The following is a 19471-nucleotide window of genomic DNA, read 5'->3' as shown; positions in this document are numbered from 1 at the left end:
CACTCCCCACCGCCCACTGCCCACGCCGAAGCCGCGGCCACTGCGACGGCGTGTTTCCAGGGGCCGGCGTGGGGGGGGCGGGCCGCGCGGCCAACGGCGTGGTCAGGGCGTGGAGCCGGTCCAGGGCACGGGCCCGGTCGCCGAAGTCGAGGTCGAGGTCGAGGTCGCGGGGGACGTCCAGGCCCTCGGTCAGGGGGCCCAGGAGCACTTCCCGTCCGTACTCGCGGGCACAGCCCACGCATCGACGGCCTCCTGCACCCGGCGCAGAAGCAGGAGCGCCGGGTGCGGGCGGGGCGGCCTGAGCGAGCCCGGGAACGGGGACCCGGCGGAGTGCGCGACCCATGTCACCGGTCCCGCCCATGCGTTCGGCCAGCACGCCCCTCGCGGCGCCGACCGCAGCCACGGGTATAGGTACGGGAGCGGGAGCAGCGGCAGCCGTTGCGGTCACAGATGACGTGAATCTTCGATCCGAGCTTGCCGCGATCGGTCGGAATCGGTCCAGTCAACGGCCCCCTTCGACCGCCCGGACACTGACCGAGTCGATCGCTCAGCGCGACCAGTCCAGCTCGCCGTTCACACCACGTCGATCGAGGACCACGCGGTGCAGCTTGGCCCACACCCGCGCCAGTGACCTGCCGCCAAGTACAGCCCGAGGTGGGGACGAAGATGATCGCGGCCAGGACCGCGCGGTCATCGCACCGCCGCCGGCCTCCGCCTGGAGCGCGTACCGACGACTCCGGCGCCACGTCCTGAAAGATCGCCCACAGGCCGTCCGCCACCAGCCGCGCAACGATGTCCGTGCCGAAGCAACGATCGATCGCCAATCAAGACACCGTCCAAGCTTGATCTTTAACCTCGCCCGTCATCCGACCTGCTGAGGTCTACCGTTTCCGGGAGCGCGCGACGCGGCCGCCCTCCACGCTTCGAGATGTCGAGTAACGAAGTGTCGAGGAACGGCCGCTGAGGATGAGTTTCCCTGTCGATGTTCCCGCCGTCGAGGCGTTGGGTGTCCTGTCCCGCTTTCGTGTTGAGTTCTACGAGTGCCTGTATGCCCGTGCGGATGCGCTCTTCGAGCTCACCGACGCGGTGCTGTGCACGGACGGGCCGGTCAGGTCGCTGGTCGAGCTCACGCTGACGGCCGAGCACCGGCGCGGGCATGGAGCGATGTACGACGCGGTCAACCACGGCTGGCTGGAGCCGCGTCGCCTGCGCAGACTGTTGGCCTCGACGCCGCTGCCGAGGGCGGCCGACGGGCGGATCGTCCTCGCGGTCGACGTGAGCAACTGGCTGCGGCCCGACGCGCCCACCAGCCCGGAGCGCGGGGGCTTGGCAGCGGCCGCGGTGACGGCGTCCCTCCCCCGTCCAGTGCCTACCGGCCGCGTCCCGCAACACGCGAACCACCGTGCCCGTGATCACCAGGCTCTTGCGTCACCACCATGTCCCGGTGCTGTAAGGGAATTGGGCTCGGGGCACCCGCCCGCCCAGTCGGCCACTAGCGTGCGGCCATTGGGCTCAGCAGCCCAGCCGACCACCACAACCCGGGAGACTTTGCCATGCCCATACGTGGTCCCCGCACCCTCCTCGCCACGATCGCCCTCGCAACCACGCTGACGCTGACCGCCTGCGACCCCGCAGCCGAAGCCGAAGCCCCTCCCGCGCCTCCCGCTGCCTCCGCCACTGTCTCCGCGCCCGCCTCCTCCTCCACCTCGCCCGCCGGTTCGCACAAGCGCACGCTGGCCGAGGCCGCCACCGCCGGCGGGCTCACCAAGGCCACCGGTGCCAGCGCGGTCTCCGACGTCCCGGTCGACCCGGGCGAGATGCGTGACGGCATGCACCTGGTGGTAGCCGACTACAACCGTGCCGGGCAGACCTCCGGCCGCCGCATCCTTTTCATTGGCGTCGACAGCGTTCCCGAGGACCCGAACAAGCGTCGCGAGCACCTTTGGCGCGGCCTGATCGACTACGCGCTGCAGAACGGTTCCAGCGGCACTCCCACCACCGCGAAGCCGTACCAGCCCGGCCCATTCGGCGGATCTCTCGAGTGCCTCAGCCTGCCCGAGTCCGCGGACGCCACCGACGTCATCTGCGGCTGGTCCGACACCACCACCGCCGCCGTCGCGCTCTTCCCCCGCACGACCCCGGCCGACGCCGCCCGCCTCTTCGCCGCCATGCGCGCCGACCTCGAACACTGACCGTCCCATCCACCGCACACCCCCATGGCCGGGGCGTCGCGCAGTCAGCGGCGGCGCCGCCGGGTGATCCACGCCAGGGTGGTTCCACGATCCAGCGTTCGGGAATGGCCTTGAAGCCCCATCTCTTGCGGCGGCCGGGGTGGTCGGGGATCTTCAGGTCGAGGCCGAGGGTCCGGCGGCTCCAGGGCACGAGTTCGCCGTGGTGACCGTGGTCCGCCCAGACCTTGCTGACCTGCGGCCTTGCTCGACTGCGCGTCGATGATCGCGGCCGTCAGCAGCTCGGAACGTCCCGAGCTCGGTGGCCACCGCTTCGGCGGACATGCCGTCGTCGCACAGCGGGCCCGCGGTCTCCCGGCCCACCCGGGCGACGATCCGATCCAGCACACCCGCGGCGCGCAGCGCGGCCAACGGCGTGTCGGCGGCGATCAGCTGCTCGGTCACCTCGACCAGGAGCGCGGCCAGCCGTTCGGGCAGCGGCACGGCCGCTTCACGGACGACGAACAGGTCGCCGGTCCGGTCCGCGAGCGTCCGACGAGGTCGACGTCCGCCTCGTACAGGGGCCGGTCACCGATCATGTCCCGGTCCAGGGCCGTACTGAGCCGGGCCGTGCCATCCGCGCGCCTACACGGCCGGAGGGCCTCCGCGCACGGGCGGCGGGCCCGGCCGTCGTAGGCCGACCAGCGCATGGTCGACGGCACCGGATCCGGCTGGCGCTACCGGCCCCCGGGAGCTACCGGCCATGCAGCGGCGGCGGTGGTCGAGCGGGCACGGGCGGCGGCCGGGGAGACCCAGGGCCGGAGGTGCCCGCCGCGCCGAGCGGGGTGGTCAGGGAGGCGAGGGCCACATCCACGAGACGGCCGACCAGGGCCGTGCCCGTGGTCTGCAGCCAGGAGGAGTCGACCGTCGGCCGGTTCAGGTCGCGGGCGACGGTGTGGGTGCTGTCGCTCTCCCCGAGGTGCTGCATGCGAGCGGCCGGCAGCGGCCACCGGCGCGAGCCGACCAGAAGACCCGCCTCCCGATGAAGCCGCGGCGGTGGACCGGCACGGCCGCCCTCCGGGAATCCCTTCCCGGCCAGGCCCCGCACCGGCCCACCCACCGACCCGCCGGTCAGGGGGCGTCGATGAGTACCCGGCCGTCGGTCGGCACGGTCGCCGCGAGCCCGTTCGCGTACGCGTTCTGCACGCGGGACCGCTCCGTCGCGTTGGGCACGGCGTTGGTGCAGGCCGTCCCGGCACTGGACCCGGACATCAGCTGGGAGCACGGCCCCGGCTTCGTGTCCGGCAGGCCCAGACTGTGGCCCAGCTCGTGCGCAGCGATGCGCGTCTTGTCGTACCCCTGGCTCACGGCCTGCTCGCCGAGTTCCACTCGGACCTGTCGTCCCGGACGGACCGGACCGAGGGTGGCCTGCGGCCAGCCGGTGGTGGCCACGATGACGATCTCGGCCCGGGCTCCGGGCGCGGCCTCCACCAGCCGTACGTTACTGACGTTCGCGTTCCAGGAAGCTACCCCGGCCGCGATGGCCGCTTCCCAACCACCGGCCCGGCTGTCGTCGTAACGGAGTGTCACTACTGCTGCGGTGGCGTCCGGTAGGGGCGCGGGTGCCGCGGTCGCGGCGGTTGCCGCCGCGAGGACCAGCGCGGCGGCGGAGGTGCCGACTTTCAGCCAGGTGCCCAGAGACATGGTCGTCTTCCTTCATGTGGGGGGACACGACTCCTCGGCGGAGCCGGGGCACTGGGGACGCCGCCACTGCCCGCCTGTGGCACGCGAGTTCGGGACAGCCGCCGCTCCAGAGCTCCAAGAAGGTAGTCCCGCACCCCACAAATCCGTCATGCACCTGCCAGCCAATTCCTGTAGGTACTCCAGCCGATGCCCGGTCAGTGGGCGGTATGATCCAGGGCTCGCGCGGTCAGGCATCCAGCCAGGTCGCGGTCACCGCTCGGTCCGCCGGTAGCGGTCGAACTGCCAGGCCGTAAAGGCCGACAGCGGGACGGCGACCGCGGGGACGGACCACCACGGGATACCCGGCAGGGCGGCGGGGACAGCCACGGCCGCGCAGAGCAACGCCATCGCGATGAGCAGCGGCCGCCCGAGCCCGCGCCAGGTGTGGGGCTCGTACAGACGACGTCGCCCGGTCAGTCGTGCGGCCCCGAACCACAGGCCCAGGGCTGCGACCAGACCCGCGTACGTGCCGATGCCAGCGGATATCGGAGCCTCGTCGCGGGGCTCCTCGGCGGTGCTCTGCCGGACGTTCCCCTCGGCGAGAGCCATGACGTCGCCCCGCCAGACGGTGCCGGTCACCCGGTCTCCGGAGTTGAGCTGCTCCAGCAGCGGTCCCGGATCGCCGAAGGGCAGCTTTCCGTTCCAGAAGGGCGCGCCTGACACGGTGGCCGTGAAGCGGTGCCCCCACTCCCCCTTGAGCTGAACCTCGTCGACGGTGAAGGAGACCGTACGCACGCAACGCTCCCACTCCTGCACCGTCTTGTCGGCGGGGCAGGGCCGGGCTGCCGTGTAGTCCCGGTGGCGCCCGGTGTCGTACTGCAGCTGTACCGCGAACAGGAAGTAGCAGAACAGCGCCGGGATCAGGGACACCACGAGCAGTCATGCGCCCGTGCCTCGTCCCCCGGCGGGCTCCTGCGCCTGCGCTGTGCGGCCTGTCCTCGTTTCCGTCACCACGTGCCTCCCCCTGCTTTGGTGCGGCTCCGTTCAGCCACACGGAGGCACGCGGTGGGGTTGGATGTTCTGTCCCAGGAGGTTTGTGGACCGGTGATGCCGGTCTCAGCTGAGCGATCTTGAAGTGGGTGTTACACCAGCGGCCGAGCAGGCCGCCGCGTTCGCGGACAAGCTCCCGGAGACCGCTGCCGAGCAGTACGTCACCGACGCGTCCGTCGCCGATCTGGCGAAGGCGGAGGCGCTGCCGAAGTCGTCGATCGACGCCGAGCTGTACGAGCCGGCACGGCCGCTGCGTCCCTACCAACTGCTCCTGCGGAATCTCCGCCGCGTGGATGGCTGCGCCGTGCCCGCAAGACGCTGTGAGAACAACCCCAGTCACCGCGAGAGCCATCGCCCGCCATCCACGCATGTCCGCAGACCTCAACCCAGAGATTGGATGCCCGGTCACCGAGAGGTCGAGCCGGCGGGCCAACTGCGGCCAGTCCGCCCCCCGCATCAGCACAGCTGGCATGTCGTCGCCGAGGAAGCCGCGCAGCTGGTCGGCCGCCCGGCCCGGCGCCGTCTTCTCCGCTTCCCGCCGAGCTCCTCCTCCCGACAGGTGAGGCGTTTCTGGGCGGCGCGGGGACCGGGTCGGAGACGGCCATCACCGGCCGGTAGGCCATCGCCGCGGTCCGGGCCGCTCCCTCGAGGGCTTCGGCGACGATTCGGGCTGGGGCGGATACGTCATCGGCAGCAAGCTGCCTCAATTACAGCCGTGTGCTGGCCACGGCCCCCGGCCTCAGCACCCGGCCTGGGCGGAGCATCAGCCGCGAGGTCCTTGCGAAACAGAGGGCCCCGGCCCATCCGCGAGGAGGGAGAGGATGGCGGTGCGGGGGAGGTACCGGGTCGCTGCGGCGAGGAGGGCGTTGGCCCGGCCGGGGACGACGGTGGGTCGACGGCGTCGGCGCAGGGCGGTGAGGGCGGCGGCGACGACCGCGTCGGGGGCACGGACCAGGGCGGCCGGGATGTCGGTGTGCAAGCCGGGGCGGGTCGCGGTCGGTCCGGGGCAGAGGGCCATCACGTAGACCCCGCGCGGCCTTTGCTCGTACCAGAGCGCCTCGGAGAACGACGCGACGAAGGCCTTGGTCGCGCTGTATACGGCTTGGCCGGGTTGCGGGGCGAAGGCCAGGGTGGAGGCGACGTTGACCAGGGCCGCGCCGTGGCCGGCGGTGGCGAGGAAGGCGTGCGCGAGGGCAACGACCGCCTCGCAGTTCAGGCGCAGTGCGGGCAGGGCCTGGTCGAGGGGCGTGACGGCGAAGGGGCCTGGGCGGGCGAGGCCGGCGTTGTTGATCAGCAGGTCGTACGGGGTGGCCGTCAACGCGTCCGCCACGGTGCGCACCCCGTCAGGGGTGGCGAGATCGGCTACAAGGTAGTCGTGTTCGCCGTCGGATCCGCCGGGGCCGAGTTCGGTCATGAGGGCTTGCAGGTGCCGCTCGGTGCGGGCAACCGCGGTCACGGTGTGGCCCTCGGCGGCCAGTGCGAGGGCGAAGGCGCGACCGATGCCTTCTGTGGCGCCGGTGATCAGGGTGGTCATTTCTCCGCCTTGGGGGTCGTGGCGGGCGCGTAGAGGAAGGAGAAGCGCTCCATCACGTTCTGGCGCTGCGTGTTGTGGAAGGCGGCGATGCGCCAGGCGCCGTCGGTGTCGCGGACCAGGGTGTACGTCTGGACCTTGGACAGGTCGGCTGGGCCGGGCTTGCCGCCGGTGTAGTCGTCGCCGCGGCCGGTCAGGACGGCCGCGTCCTTCCCGAGGAAGCGCAGGTCGAGGTAACTCGCGGCGAGCTTGGTGCCCTTGACGAAGTCCTTGAAGAGGGCGTGGTGCCCTTCGGTGATGTCTGCGCGGCCCTCGTAGTGGCTGCCGACGTACGTGGTGTAGGTGCCGTCCTCGGTGAACAGGCGGCCGTACGCATCCGCGTCGCCACGGGCCCAGGCGTCGATGAGGGCGTCGAGGGTGGCACAGATGGCTTCCCCGTCGGCGGTGTTCGCGTCCGCCGGGATGACGTCGGCGCAGTTCTCCTTGCCGGTGCGCCGTATGCCGGAGGTGGTGTCGAGGTAGAGGTACGCGGCGGCGGCGCCGAACGCGAGGACGGCGGCGGTGGCGAGGGCGGCGCGCTTGACGGTCTTCTTGTTCACGGGAATGCCTCTCGGTCGACGGAACGGTCGGATGACGACAGCCGTCGCGTTGACTACACTGGCGCAACAACTGCACGCATGCATTATCTGCACGTGTGCAGATAAATGGCAAGGGGAAGGGTGACGGGATGACGGAGCAGGAGCAGGACGACCGGCGGACGGTCTTCCGGGAGTACGTCGATGCCGTGGGGCTGCACGGCATGGCGGGTGCGGAGGCCGCGGGCCTCCAGGCGTCCGAGTGGTACGCCCTGAGCCGCATCACCATGGCGGGCGGGCTCACCTCCGGCGAACTCGCGGCCGGGACGGGACTCACCACCGGGGCGACGACACGGCTGATCGACCGGCTGGAGCGCGCGGGATACGTACGCCGCACCACGGACCCGGCCGACCGGCGCAAGGTCGTGGTCGAGGCGGTGCCGGACGCGCTGGCGGACGTCGAGGCGGCGGTGGGCCCGGCCCGCAAGCGGATCGGCGAGGTACTCGCCGGCTACACGCCTGACCAACTGGACCTGCTCTTCGACTACTTCTCCCGCGCGGCCCCCGCGTTCCGCGAGGCGACGGAGGAGATCCGCGCGTCGACGCAGGAGCGCAAGGGCCGTCGATAGGCGACGGGCCCTGTGGCCTGCGGGCCGTCGGCCGGACCCGCGAAGGCGCACACAAGCCTCGGACCGGTGGTCGCTCGCACGAAAGCGGAACGTCGGCGGCGCCGCCCTTAGCTCGATGCGGGCGGTCAGGGAGGGGTCGGCCGGGTGCCCTCGGCCAGGGTGGGGGTGACGGGGGCGGCGGCGCCCGCCGTCTGCCGACGGGAACCCTGATACCCCAGCGGCGCAGCCCGGGGTCCCGCCCCGCGCGGGACGGCACAGGACTTGCGCGGTCGCCGCAACGGCGGCCCGCCCAACTGCTGCGCCGAACGGGGGGACGTCTTGCGTGGTCACGTCCAGGCGCAGCCGCTGGAAGCACAGCGGGTGCCGGAAGACCCCACCGCGGTCGCGCCTTACGCCGCGTGCACGGAACCGCGCGGACTTCGCTGCCGGCCGGCTGCCCGGTGCCTCACCGCCCCACCCCTGCGGAAACGATCGGTCGGGCAGACGCCTGTGGGGAACTACGCGCCGTAGCAGCGTGCCCTTGCCTACATCACGGGCGGGCGGCACCTCGGAGCCGAGTTCGGCGGAAGAACTCATCGCCGAAGTCCACCTACATCACTAAGATCCAGAGGCTGCTGGCGGAGGCTCAGCCACGCACAGCAAGCGAGTATCCCTGCCTTTCAGAGGACAAAAGTCGTGGCCCAGGGGTTGCTGCGCATGACATGATCAGCCGCATGCCCGAATTTTCTGCGCGGAAGGGCGGCCACCGCCCCGTCCGATGAAGTGGCTGGACGAAGCCGTGTCCGCGGGACACGCCACGACTGCCGCCCACCCTGCCCGCATCGCGGTCCTCGACGCGATACGCGCCGACCGCACCGGCCCCGCGGCCGTCCGGCTGCTTCAGCTCTCCCGGTCCGACGACGCGTTCGTACGTCGTGAGGTCATGGACCTCCTGTCCGCTGGGGCCAGGCGTGCTTGGCCTGATGCCGCCGAGGCCGCGCTCGCTCGACTCACCGACCCTGATGAAGAGGTACGGCGCCGGGCCGCGTATCTCGTCGTGCACGCCGGAAGCAGCGATGTCGCGCTCAGGGCTCTCGGTGAACTCACCGAGCCCGTGGCGCGTACGGCCCTCGCCAAGTGGCTCCGGGGCTCCGTCGCGCACCTGCAAGACGATCCCTTGGCCTCCGTCCGCTTCCTTGCCCGACTGAAGACCCTGAGCGTCGCCCCTCCCCAGCAGTGGCTCCCGCTCGACACGGCGCTGCTCGCCGATGCCCGGGAGGCCTCGCGCCACCTGCAGGGCGTCGGGGGGCGCTGGGGTCGGGTCCTGTACGAACTGGGACGCGAGCCTCACGTCTACACCCTGGTGGCGCGGCTCCTTGCCGATCCCGCCACCCGGGACATCGGCGCCGACTTGGCCCGGGAGGCCTGTCATGACTGGCGGGCGGCCCCGGTCGAACTCCTGCCCCTGCTCGTCCGTCACTGCGGAAGCGGAATCAGCCCCGCCATGGCCAAAGCCCTCACCACCGCCTCCATCTCGGAGGCTGCGATGCACACACACGGCGCGCTGGTCGCCGCCGTCCCCTTCACTCCGTATCCCAAGGCCCGTATGCCTTCCGGCAGTCCGACGCCGTCCTACGACAGCACCACCGCCACCGCGCTCCTCCAAGCCAAGCCCGTGGACACCGGGCGACTTCACCGAGCCCCTGAGATCTTCGGGGCCCTGCTGGACGAGGGTCCGCTGACCTTCCGGCAGGCTGCCCAGCTGTACAACCTCACCTTCAAGCGGCCTGGCCGCATGCAGGCGGTATGCGCTCCACTATGGCTGCGGCACGCCGGCCCCACCACTCTGCCCCGCATTCTCGCTCTCATGACACGGCACCTCGGTGACTACGGGATTGGTGAGTACTACTCGGAGGGTTTGGCACGAATGGGGCGGCACGCGTTGCCCGCGCTGCCGTCGCTGACGGCGCTGATCGACCGGCGTACCCGCATACCGGTCAACGACTCCACACGGGACGGCGAGACGATGCTGGACGAGCGCCTGCTCGCCGCCGCGATCAACGCCCGTCGTGCGATCCTCGCCGACACCGCTTCCTGATCACCATCGCCGCACCACGACGACCAGCAGCGACGAGGGCCGGCGCACCAACGCCGCAGGAAACGGCCGAGGCGTCCGGCCGGCAGGGGCGGTACAGCCTTCCAGAAGGGCTTGGAGACTCTGGGCCCAGTACGTCGCGCGGGAAGGCGGCTTGTCAGGGCGGGCCGCCGTCGAGCGGCTGCCCGAGGGCACCACCCACCGCACCGGGATCTGGTACGCCAACCAGAAGGCCCGCCGCGACAAGCTCCACCAGGCGCAGCTCACCGCGCTCACCGCGCTCACCGAGGCAGGCGTCGACCGGGGCACAGTGGTGCCAGAACTCTGCCGTGAGTTCGCCGGTCTATCCCTTGTTGGCGTTGAGGCGCGGCGTGGTCTTCGTGTCAGGCCGACGGATGATGTCGATGTCGCCCGCCTGACGAGGGACGTAGGAGAATCCCTCCTCGGTGTCCGGGTCGTAGCGCACTACCGAACCGTTCTTCTTCAGGATGTCCAGCCAGGAGGCCAGCCGGGAATCGTCCCTCTCAGTCAACTCCTTGCCGGCGCGGCGTCGACCCTCGGTTCGGAGCATCGCCAGCGGGTAGGCCCAGCGGTGTTCCTCCTTCACGAACCAGGGGATGAGGTCATCGTCCCGCACGATTCGCCGATCGAGACCTCGCCGACGCCGGAAGTTGCCCCACATCGACACGACAGTCTCGATGTCGTACTTGCGCCGGTATTCCTCGATCATCCACTGATACGTGCGCCCCTCCTCGAACCATCGGATCACCTCCGACTCGTCCTGGATCTTGCGCCTTCCCATGAACCCACCCTGCTCGATCTTGATCATGTGACACTTGCACACTACAGGGCCCACGGAGGCTCCGGACGGCGCCCAAGACCCCTGTGGAGCAGTTGGAGAACGGCACCGAGGCCGGGCTCGCAGTGTCCCGAAGGGCGGCACGACCTTCCAGGCCCTGAGCAACACATCGCGCGGGAGGGCGCCCTGCCGGGGCGCGCCCGTGTACAGGAAATGCCCGACGGAAACATCCACCGCGTCGGGATATGGCTCGCCAACCAGAAACAACGCCGCGAACGACTCGACCAGGCACAGCGCGCCGCACTCGCCGAGCTGGGCCGGGTGATGCCGGAACTATGTCCCTGAACGTCCCTGCCGCGGCGCTGGCCTGGTGCGACGGGAAGGGACAGAACAGCAGCGGCCGGGTGTTCCGGAATTCTGGAACACCCGGCCCTGACCCGTCTCAATGAGCTTGACCCCTCGCCGCCGGCCCACCTGCTGCGGTCCGGGCGGCGGACGGCTGGCCGACGCGACACGCGGTCCAGGCCCGGACAGTCGGTCGGTCGGTCGGGGGCGACGCCGAACAGGGGATCGAGCGGCTCGCCCTCGTACCCGACGACGAGGCAGGCCGCCGCGACCGGTCCTCGCGAGAGTTCCCCAAGCCGGGCCAGGGCCGCCGCCTCGGACGGCAGTCCGGCCGTATCGAGACCGAGCGCCCGGGCCGCGCGGTCGCGTCGCCGGTCCAGGTCGGGCACGTCCTCCCAGTACACGTCGGCGACCGCACGGAGTTCTTCGGCCGTCCGACCAGGAGCGTCCCGCCACCACGGCACCGCGAGAAACAACCGCACCCACTCCGGCAGCCCGAGCGCAAGCGGGCCAGCCGGCACACCGGTATCTAGCCCCGCGGGCGGTAAGGGCCACGGCCCGCTCTGCGCTCGATGCCCTCGCCGGATGGCGGTCCTCCGCCCAGGCGTTGGAGCACGCCCCGCGCGCCGGCCGGGGTCGCGCCGCCGCGGTCGTGCTCACGGCTGCTGATCGCGCTCGTGGCGGCGGTGGAGGCCGCCGCCTGGCACCGCGCGCAGGAGTTCCGGGCGCACTCCTGTCACTTCGCGAGGAGTGCCTGCGCCATGTACAGCTCGCTGGTCGTGCTGGATCCCGACGGAAGGTCCCGGGTACTGGCGGCGACGAGTTGCTCGATGAGGGGAGCGTCCTCGGGGGCGCCGACCCGTTCCGGGTAGGAGGTGTTCTCCCACAGCCTCCGCACGTACAACCACAGGGCGCTCGCCTGGTCGGATTCCTGTTCGCCCTTGTGTACGGCGCTCTCGGCGATGGCCGAGGCGAGGACGTTCTCGCGACGTGCGGCGGTGGCCCGTGCCGCCCAGGCCTGCCGCGTCTGGAGGCGCGAGCAGCCGATCGTGCGGTCGCGCATGGCGGCGTAGCGGTCGCTGTCGGCGAGGGCGGCGTCGAGGTGTGCCCGCATCTCCTGCAGAGCGGGCCGTCGTGCCACCGGAGGACCCATCGGGCGCCGCTGTCGTGGGCCAGCTCGACATGGATGGCGGTGATTTGGGACAGGTGCTCGGCAAGGCGAATCGCCTCTCTGCTGCGGTTCATGACGGGGTGTCCTCTTCGGCGGTTCGGAGGCGGAGGGGTCCCCGCCCGGATACGGGACAGGGGAGAGTCTGGGCTCGCTGGTAGCCGATCCCGGGCTCCTTCAGAACGGGGGCTCCAGGGAATACCCGTTCTCGTCCCGGGCGACAGGGGCGGGCTTCGGCCGGGCGGCCCGCTGCTCGACCATCGTGGGGTGGACGGCGATCGCCTCGGCCGGCCCTGCCTGATCAGGACCTCGCACAGTTCCTCACGTGCCTCGACCGTGCCGAGGGCCCTCAGTTCGGCGGCGGCGTCGTCCAGGCGGCCGGCGGTGTCGAGGAGTCCGGCCTTGGCGATGCGGGGGTCGGTCCACGGGGCCGGGTGGGCTTCGGCCGGTGCGATCGCCTCGTCGACGCGTCCGAGGCCGGCGAGGGCCCGGGCCAGCCACTGGTGCTGGAACTCCTCGTGACTGTGGGGGCACGACGCTGGGGTGCTCCAGCAGGTAGAGCACATCCTCGGCTGCCGGTGCGCTGGTGCCGACCCGGCCGACGGACGATCCGAGGCAGGTGGCCAGGGCGTGGCTCGGTCGGTTCCTGAGCGAGGAGAAGGAAGCGCTGGTCCGGGACATCGCCATAGCTGCAGGTGTTTCTCCGGCCGCCTGTACCCACATCAGCAGCATCCAGCAGAAGATCACCAAAGCGATCGACAACGGCTGGCTCACCGCCCCCGTCAGCGAAAGTGTCGAGCAGGTACTCACGCTCGGCGACGCTGCGTTCCGCCGTCGCCTCCTCGCTGACGCCGGCAAGCAGAACGGGCGGGACGACGTGCTGTGCCATCCCCTGGTGCTGAACCGCTGGCGTGATCAGCTCCACGCGGTGATCGGCGACTTGAAGCCCAGCGCACACAGTCGCATCCTCACAGGACTCCGTGGCGTGCCGGCTGACGGCCGGCACAGCGCAGCGTCGCTGCGGCGGTTTCACGACCGTCGGCGCCTCTTCACAGCGCTGCTCCAGCGACGCGAGGAGTGCACGATGTTGATCACGCACCTGAACGACGCGCTGACGCTGGCAGAGCAACGCGACCCCAGCTACCTCCAGCTCAAACACGCGGCCGACCTCGCCTACGACGAGCTGGTCCGCCGACACCCCGCCCTCTACCGTCACATCCGCACGGCGCTCCAGCCCTACGAAACCCGGTACGGACGCCTGAGCCTGCCCGGTTCACGATCTGACATCAGACGCCAAGTCTTCACCGAACTCGAACGCCTCCACGCTGCGCGCCTGCACGTCCATGCTCCACCGGCACACTGAGCGGACAGTCGAGCTCTGCGTATGGGCGGAAGTGCCTTCTCCCACCGTCGGTGCTCCCTTGCCGCTGAGCATGGTGGCTGCTTCGAACAGGGCCTGCTCGTGTCCTGCCGCCGCGGCCGTTCGAACTATTTCAAGGCTTCCTCGATACGACCTTACGAGCTGAGCTTTACAAGAACTCTGCCGTAGCGGGCGCGGACCCGGTAGACAGATCTGCAGGACACAGAAAGGGGGCGAAGAGCGGCATGCTTCTTGGATTGATCATTTTCGCGGGTGTGCTAGCTGGGGTGGCATGGCAGCTTTACCACTATCCGGGAGGTTGGGCGTACGCCTTCAGTCCGATGCACGCGGATGCCCGGAAGTCTTGGTGGGCTGCTCGCAGTGCGGCCCGCGCTTGGGCGCGCTCGGCAACTCAGGGCGAGGAACAGGCACGTGAGGCTGTCGACTCGGTCGAGAAGAATCGGGAGGAGCGTCTCCGCCGTCTGGAACAGCGCATCGCCTCGCTGAGCATCCCTGGCCGTGGGGAGCGGGTCGATGCGCTCGGGGAGCTGGTGCTGTTCCAGCACGTTCTCCTGGTGCAGTCAGCGTCGGGGACGCGGTCCATCGCCTTGGCAGGCATGGAGATCCGCTTCGAACTCGGGCAAAAAAACTACTCCGTCTACTGCACCGATGCTGACGGGCACGCGTATCGGGCCAAGTACCCGCACCGTCCCTCCTCGCCCGAGGGCGGCGAACAGCTCTTCGACGAGGACCAGGTGCGCGACTTCGCCGTGACGATCCAAAACACCATTGCGCAGGAGAACCTCTTCCGTGCCCGCCTTCCGCGTCAGCTGAAGGCGGTGGAAAGCAAGCGGGAGGAGGTCCTGGCCGACACGAGCGAGCTGGACGCCGCTCGGGAACGTCTGCAGAAGCTCCGTCAGCGCAACCGCACTGACCCCCGGGGCGAAGCCGTGGAGGCTCGAGTGGAAGAGGCTTCCCGGGACTGGGAAAGGCTTACCGGGCGGGTTCCCCCGAGGTAGGGTCGGCTGAGCACCGGCTCCGTGAAGACTTCCATCAGCACGCACCAACGGGGCCGAGGCCGAGCACCGGCCGGTCCGCTGGGCCGAGACATCGGTGGCGTGACCCTCCGGGCCCGATGCAGGCGTACCCGGCCGACCCAGCGTGCCGATCAGGTCCTCCCCGAGCAGCACCGTCCCCATGCAAGTGGGGGTCTTCCTTCCGGTACACCGGCCGAACTGCAGAATGGTTACCCATCGCCGAACTCCTCAGGATATCGCGGCAGGTCGTCACGTCATGCCATGGGGGCACGGGCCCAACAATGGGCACCAGCGCTTCGGTCCAGCGTTGGCAGCCACGGAAGAAGCTGTAGCGCTTGAGAGCTCGGCGACCGGAAGCCGCTTGGCCGGAGCGTTCGATGGTGTGTCGTGGCCGGCGTTGGAAGCCCAGTGTCATTCCTCACGCATGTGGGGGTCACTCCCACCGCAGCCGTGCCACGGTGGTCATGTGACTGTCGTCCCCACTCATGTGGGGGTCCGCCCGAGATCCTTCGCGCCTTCGCACAGCTGACTGGATAGTCCCCATGAACGTGGGGGTCACTCCCATCAGCCGCTGCCGGACTCGCCGAGGGGCAGGCTTTCCCATTCCTGGAGGCCTCCGATGGCGGATCCGCTTCCTGGTCACGGCCACGGCCTCAGGACGGATCACGTGAGCGGCCTGTCGTACTCGGGAGGGAGCGGCACAGGATTTCAACCGGCGCAATCGTGGGTCTGAGGTCGGTCGGCGGCAGGATGCGCTCAGGAAGCGACCTCGGGCTACTGCGCTCGGGCGAGTTCAAGTGCGGTGCGCGAGAGTTCGGTGCCAGGTTGGTGAGGGCGGCTGAGGAGCTTGGTCAGCCCCTTGGGTGCCTGACTCCAGTGGTCCGCAAGCGTCACCTCGGCGCTGAGGTCGTCCATGAGTTGAGCGATGACCCATGCGGCCTCTGTGGGATGGTCGCCGGCGCCGTACCCCCACCACAAGTGATCTCCGGGGGTGCACGGCGCCGGGTGGATCCGGCGATCTGTCGTGCTCACCCATACCGTGTCGTTCAGGATCACGGACCTGAGCTGCGCCTGCTTCCCAGGGAGCTGGAGCGGGGCAAGGAAGATCCAGGCGCGCCGACCCGCTGATCGGATTCGGACGACTGGGGTGCTGGTGCTGAAGTCCATGTAAAAGGTGACGTCCTGCGCATCATCGGCGAGTACCGCGTGCAGTGCGGACGGTGCGCATGGGCGCAGTTGTGTCGCCCACTGGCGAGCGGCGGAGGTGTGGTCGCTCACTTCGGTGCGGGCGCCGAACGGAAGAAGGGTGGGGTCTTGGCGCATCACGATGCTCAGGGGCTCGTAGGCTTCGAAGAGCTGGCTGGATGCGAGAGCCTGCCAGCCTCGGGTGAGAAGGTCGCGGTCATCCGTGCGGGGAAGGGGGTAGCCGTCGGTTGGATGGTGCGCTGCGACGAGGAGTGGTACGCCGTCTGGGCTGGTGCCGTGTTCGCTGAAGATGCGAGTGTCTCTGTTGACGCTGTCGATGCGTTGGTTGCGCAGTGAGTTGGCCAGGTCCGTGAGGGCTGTCCGTACCTCGGGGAAGCTGTGCCAGGGGCCGGCCGCTTCGAGCAGGGTCGTTTCCTCTTCTTCGGGCAGGAGTTCGGCGATGGTGACTGGTGCCCCTGGCGACCATTGGCTGATCACGTCGGCGCGTCGTAGGAGGTTCGGCCACCAGGGCAGGCGTTGCCCGACGAGTTTGGTGACGGTGCCCCATTGGGCCTCGTATGCCAGTTGTGGCTGTGCAGTGTCGGCGGCGGTCAGGGCCGGTCCGGTGCTTCCGATGTCGCCGAACAGTGCACACACTGTGACAACGCCCTGGGCATCGGCGACTTCGTACAGTTCTTCGGCCATGGCGGTGGCTGCTGCCCTGCGGGTCGTGTGAAGGATCCGTATGACGCCGAGATCCGTCTCCCAGTCCGTCGCCGGCCCCTGGGAGGTGGGCTGGAACCCGATCCACTTACCGGGGGCGAAAGTTCGTGATCTCAGCGCGGGGTTGCGCAGTACAGCGCCGTGGTCGCAGAACCGGCGCGAGGTGGCGGCCCAGGCGTAAACTGCGCCGCCGTCCCACTGCAAGTGGGCTGTCTCCCCGCGGGCCCGCTGGAACGCGTCGAGGTGCTCCGGCCTTCCTTGGGGGAAGTCTTCCGCTTCCTGCAGGAGGTCGTCCAGCTCGCCCTGGTTCAGGTGAAGCAGTGCCTCCACCTCGTGCTTGCGTAAGTCCGCTGAGTGCAGCACGCCCAATGGGCCCTCCTCCCGGTGAATCTTCCTGGTCCAGGCTCCCAAGCGGGTCTGACCGGGGTTACGCGATCAGGTCCTCGCCATGTCGGCCAGCGTATAGCGGTGCGACGGGCAGCGTATGCCTGATCGCCTCCGTGAGGGCTGCCCGAGATGTGGAGCAAGTCTTCAACGGGCGACATTGCGTCAACTTCTGCCACATCGCGCACTGTTGTACCGCGGACCTTCTACGATGCTGGCTCGTTTCCCTCGGCTCACTGCGACCGGTCAGCGGCGCGGCCCCGGGGGGCACGGGATGCTCGTTCGTCGTTTCCTGGGAAGGCATGGATGACCAGCGGAATCTGGCACCTGGAACCCCGGCAGGTCCGGCCCTGGTACGAGCGCACCGTGGCGGGATCGTTCCATCGGTCCGGAATCCGCGCCTATCTTGACCTGCAGCGCCCGCAGGTCACCAGAGAGCGGCTGCGGGAAGCTTTCGGTCAGCCTCGCATCATCACCGAGGTGCTACGGGCGAGCACGACGTACTTCAGTGTGCGTCGGACAGCGGCCCGTGCGGACGCGCTGCGCGGTCGGCTCGCGCAGGTACGTGACCGATGCCGGGTGACGCTGTTCCTGCCGCTGGTCCTGGCGAGCCTGCTGTGCTGGTGGGTCGCCGATGTCGCGATCGGGCTGCCGTGGTGGGTGGGGCTTGCCGCCCTCCTCGCGGCCGTGGGATACGGCGGCGTTCGGGAGCTGCGGGATGCGGGAGGGCGGGACAACCTGCTTGCTCAGGTGCGGACGGCTGTGCTGTTCGCGCAATGGGCGGTGTGCGCGGTCGACGCAGAGGTGCAACTCATGCGGTGGTCGACACGCGAACTGAGGCCGGCGATCGCTCCGATCATGCAGCGTGAGATGACGAGGTTGCTCGGTCCCGATTACGAATCGCTGTTCGTGGCTCGCAGCCACGAAGGTCTCGTCGACGCCGCCGACGCGCGCTACTGGGTCTCCACACACACCGAGATGGCACTCCAGCAGAAGCTGGACCAGATGAGCGGCGGTGCGATCGCGATCTGCGGTCCACGCGGCGTCGGCAAGAGCACCCTGCTGAAGAAGGCCTGCCAAGGCATCCTCACCGGGCGTCGCCATCCACATTTCCACGTGATTGTCCCAACGCCGGCCAACTATCGGCCGGAGGAGTTCCTGCTCTCCCTGTTCCAGTCCGTCTGCCGTAACTACCTCGCCCTGTACGGGCACAAGTCGCGGACGCCGTTCCTGCACCGTTCGCGGGCCCGAACCGCACGCCGGCCACACCGCCTGTACCGGTCGGCACTCCGATGGACACAGCTGGTGGCTGGGGCCGGGCTGATCGGTATCGCGATTCAGGACATGGTCCGCGACCTTGCCGACGACGCCTACCGGTCTGCGCAACCTGCGGTGTCGGGCTGGGCAACGGACTCATGGGGGTGGGCCGTGGCCATGTGGCACGACAACCCCTCGCTCACCCGCTCGGCGCTGTGTGCAGTGGGGCTGGCGTTGATGTGGCGCGCAGACGTGAAGAGGTGGCTCGATGGGCGGTCGGTACGGCGCCTGGTCCACGACTGCCACAACTACCTCAACCTTCTGCAGCTCATTCAGACCGTCGGCACCTCCACGTCGCTGGGAGGGTCGGGCGGTGGACTCACGCTGGGTATCGGCCGCACCCGCGGCAGCACCTCGCGTACCTTCACCTACCCGGAACTGGTCTGGGAGTTCCGCAGCCTTCTCACGCGCATCAGTGCCATCGAGCGGCAGGACAACTGGAAGGTCTTCATCGGGATCGACGAACTCGACCGTCTCGGATCAACAGAGCAGGCACGCGCGTTCCTCGCCGAGATCAAAGCCATCTTCGACGTGCCGCGCGTGTACTTCATCCTGTCTGTGTCCGAAGACGTGGGCGCGGCCTTCCTCCGGCGTGGTCTCCCCACACGCGATGTCATCGACAGTTCCCTCGAAGACGTCATGGTCATCGAGCCCCGGACACTACCCGAGTCGGAGGTGCTGCTGCAGACCCGGGTTCCCGGGTTCACGGACCCGTTCGTGGCGCTCGTCCACGCCCTGTCCGGAGGAATCCCACGTGACCTGATTCGCTATACCCGCAAGTTGACCGAGATCCACCGCAGGACCGGACAGGCCGCCTTGGCGGCCCTGGCACGCGAACTGCTGTGGGAAGAAGCTGCGCAGGCGCTGTCAGGGTTCCGCGTGCTACTGGCCCACCAGGAGGGGTCCGCCCGCTCCGCTCAGACGGTGCATGACCTGCACACTCTCATCTCACTGATCCGCAGCGCGGATCCCACCAGAGCGAACCCGCAGGTCGAGCAACGCATCCTCAGCCTGGCCCACATGACGCACCCGCCTCATACGAACAGCGTGGACCCGGCCGACGAACTCGCCCAACGCTGGGAAGAATTCTCCTGCTACCTCCACTTCATCGGCGCCCTGCTCGAGGTCTTCGCACGCCGCAACTACGCCGCGCGCAAAGCCGCCTACACCGGCCCCACAAAGCCCCATGGCGACCTCCAACGACTCGCCGAAGCGCGCCTGGAAATGACAGTGTCCCCACACAGCGCCCGCAAAATCGTGGAACAGTTCCGAACACAGTGGGCGCTCCGCCCCGCAGTCATCCCGCCGGCCATACAGCGTTCCACTCCGCTCGTCTCAGGGCTTCCGCCCGAAAGTCCCGTCACCCTCCCCGGCCTCAGGACACCATGACCGGATTCCTCTCCGCGTCGGAGCCCACGCAGGAGATTGGGGCCCAGACGGTCG

The 19471-nt window shown here is 69.5% G+C and carries 17 protein-coding genes and 4 pseudogenes; 8 read left to right on the top strand and 13 right to left on the bottom strand.

Translation table 11 applies throughout. The features are described from left to right. Positions 1–208 (bottom strand): annotated as a pseudogene (locus AB8A24_RS36135) (hypothetical protein); the annotation flags it as partial. 166 nt (positions 209–374) lie between these two features. After that, positions 375–794 (bottom strand): annotated as a pseudogene (locus AB8A24_RS36130) (transposase); the annotation flags it as partial. A 172-nt stretch (positions 795–966) separates the two neighbouring features. Here AB8A24_RS36130 and AB8A24_RS36125 point away from each other — a divergent pair. After that, positions 967–1317, top strand: a pseudogene (locus tag AB8A24_RS36125) (transposase); the annotation flags it as partial. Between the two features lie 236 nt (positions 1318–1553). Continuing rightward, positions 1554–2192, top strand: coding sequence for a hypothetical protein (locus AB8A24_RS36120; RefSeq protein ID WP_328959642.1), 639 nt, complete (start codon positions 1554–1556; stop codon positions 2190–2192). 153 nt (positions 2193–2345) lie between these two features. Here AB8A24_RS36120 and AB8A24_RS36115 read toward each other — a convergent pair whose 3' ends face one another. The 6 genes from AB8A24_RS36115 to AB8A24_RS36090 form a co-directional block, all read right to left on the bottom strand. Further along, positions 2346–2672, bottom strand: a complete 327-nt coding sequence (locus AB8A24_RS36115) for a hypothetical protein (protein WP_369478613.1) — start codon at positions 2670–2672, stop codon at positions 2346–2348. A 250-nt stretch (positions 2673–2922) separates the two neighbouring features. Continuing rightward, positions 2923–3156, bottom strand: a complete 234-nt coding sequence (locus AB8A24_RS36110; protein ID WP_328959644.1) for a hypothetical protein — start codon at positions 3154–3156, stop codon at positions 2923–2925. A gap of 143 nt (positions 3157–3299) precedes the next feature. Further along, positions 3300–3872: a snapalysin family zinc-dependent metalloprotease gene (locus AB8A24_RS36105; RefSeq protein ID WP_328959645.1), complete on the bottom strand. Its 573-nt coding sequence runs from the start codon at positions 3870–3872 to the stop codon at positions 3300–3302. A gap of 249 nt (positions 3873–4121) precedes the next feature. Then, positions 4122–4781 (bottom strand): hypothetical protein, encoded by a 660-nt coding sequence (locus AB8A24_RS36100; protein WP_328959646.1) that lies wholly within the window; start codon positions 4779–4781, stop codon positions 4122–4124. Between the two features lie 883 nt (positions 4782–5664). After that, positions 5665–6435 carry an SDR family NAD(P)-dependent oxidoreductase gene (locus AB8A24_RS36095; protein WP_328959647.1) on the bottom strand — a complete coding sequence of 257 codons (771 nt, stop codon included), beginning with the start codon at positions 6433–6435 and terminating at the stop codon, positions 5665–5667. Next, positions 6432–7031, bottom strand: a complete 600-nt coding sequence (locus AB8A24_RS36090) for an SgcJ/EcaC family oxidoreductase (RefSeq protein ID WP_328959648.1) — start codon at positions 7029–7031, stop codon at positions 6432–6434. Before AB8A24_RS36090 ends, AB8A24_RS36095 begins: the two co-directional genes overlap by 4 nt. A gap of 128 nt (positions 7032–7159) precedes the next feature. On the opposite strand from AB8A24_RS36090, the gene AB8A24_RS36085 reads away from it, so the two are divergent. Beyond that, positions 7160–7636 (top strand): MarR family transcriptional regulator, encoded by a 477-nt coding sequence (locus tag AB8A24_RS36085; RefSeq protein ID WP_328959649.1) that lies wholly within the window; start codon positions 7160–7162, stop codon positions 7634–7636. Positions 7637–8393: 757 nt separating this feature from the next. Further along, a complete protein-coding gene (locus tag AB8A24_RS36080; protein ID WP_328959650.1) occupies positions 8394–9713 on the top strand; it encodes a hypothetical protein in 1320 nt (439 codons plus the stop codon). A gap of 340 nt (positions 9714–10053) precedes the next feature. Here the strand turns inward: AB8A24_RS36080 and AB8A24_RS36075 are convergent, their stop codons facing one another. Continuing rightward, positions 10054–10539 carry a hypothetical protein gene (locus tag AB8A24_RS36075; RefSeq protein WP_328959651.1) on the bottom strand — a complete coding sequence of 162 codons (486 nt, stop codon included), beginning with the start codon at positions 10537–10539 and terminating at the stop codon, positions 10054–10056. A gap of 183 nt (positions 10540–10722) precedes the next feature. Between AB8A24_RS36075 and AB8A24_RS36070 the strand changes: the two genes are divergently transcribed. Further along, a complete protein-coding gene (locus AB8A24_RS36070; protein WP_328966149.1) occupies positions 10723–10854 on the top strand; it encodes a hypothetical protein in 132 nt (43 codons plus the stop codon). Positions 10855–11069: 215 nt separating this feature from the next. Here the strand turns inward: AB8A24_RS36070 and AB8A24_RS36065 are convergent. From AB8A24_RS36065 to AB8A24_RS36055, 3 genes and pseudogenes are all read right to left on the bottom strand, one after another. Continuing rightward, positions 11070–11369: pseudogene (locus AB8A24_RS36065) on the bottom strand (hypothetical protein); the annotation flags it as partial. Positions 11370–11590: 221 nt separating this feature from the next. Further along, on the bottom strand, positions 11591–11995 hold the full coding sequence (locus AB8A24_RS36060) for a hypothetical protein (protein ID WP_328959652.1): 405 nt from the start codon (positions 11993–11995) through the stop codon (positions 11591–11593). A gap of 204 nt (positions 11996–12199) precedes the next feature. Continuing rightward, entirely contained in the window at positions 12200–12337 is a 138-nt protein-coding gene (locus AB8A24_RS36055; RefSeq protein ID WP_328959653.1) for a hypothetical protein, read from the bottom strand. A gap of 271 nt (positions 12338–12608) precedes the next feature. Between AB8A24_RS36055 and AB8A24_RS36050 the strand changes: the two genes are divergently transcribed. Then, positions 12609–13385, top strand: coding sequence for a hypothetical protein (locus tag AB8A24_RS36050; RefSeq protein ID WP_369478612.1), 777 nt, complete (start codon positions 12609–12611; stop codon positions 13383–13385). A 242-nt stretch (positions 13386–13627) separates the two neighbouring features. Beyond that, positions 13628–14401: a hypothetical protein gene (locus AB8A24_RS36045; protein ID WP_369478611.1), complete on the top strand. Its 774-nt coding sequence runs from the start codon at positions 13628–13630 to the stop codon at positions 14399–14401. 792 nt (positions 14402–15193) lie between these two features. Here AB8A24_RS36045 and AB8A24_RS36040 read toward each other — a convergent pair. Then, entirely contained in the window at positions 15194–16696 is a 1503-nt protein-coding gene (locus tag AB8A24_RS36040; RefSeq protein ID WP_369478610.1) for a hypothetical protein, read from the bottom strand. Between the two features lie 321 nt (positions 16697–17017). On the opposite strand from AB8A24_RS36040, the gene AB8A24_RS36035 reads away from it, so the two are divergent. Beyond that, positions 17018–19417 (top strand): P-loop NTPase fold protein, encoded by a 2400-nt coding sequence (locus AB8A24_RS36035; protein WP_369478609.1) that lies wholly within the window; start codon positions 17018–17020, stop codon positions 19415–19417. The last annotated feature ends 54 nt before the right edge of the window (positions 19418–19471 follow it).

It is taken from the genome of Streptomyces sp. BF23-19, assembly GCF_041106355.1.
Taxonomy (GTDB): domain Bacteria; phylum Actinomycetota; class Actinomycetes; order Streptomycetales; family Streptomycetaceae; genus Streptomyces; species Streptomyces virginiae_A.
Note: the sequence above shows the minus strand (reverse complement) of the source record. Positions and strands in the feature narration are given on the sequence as shown.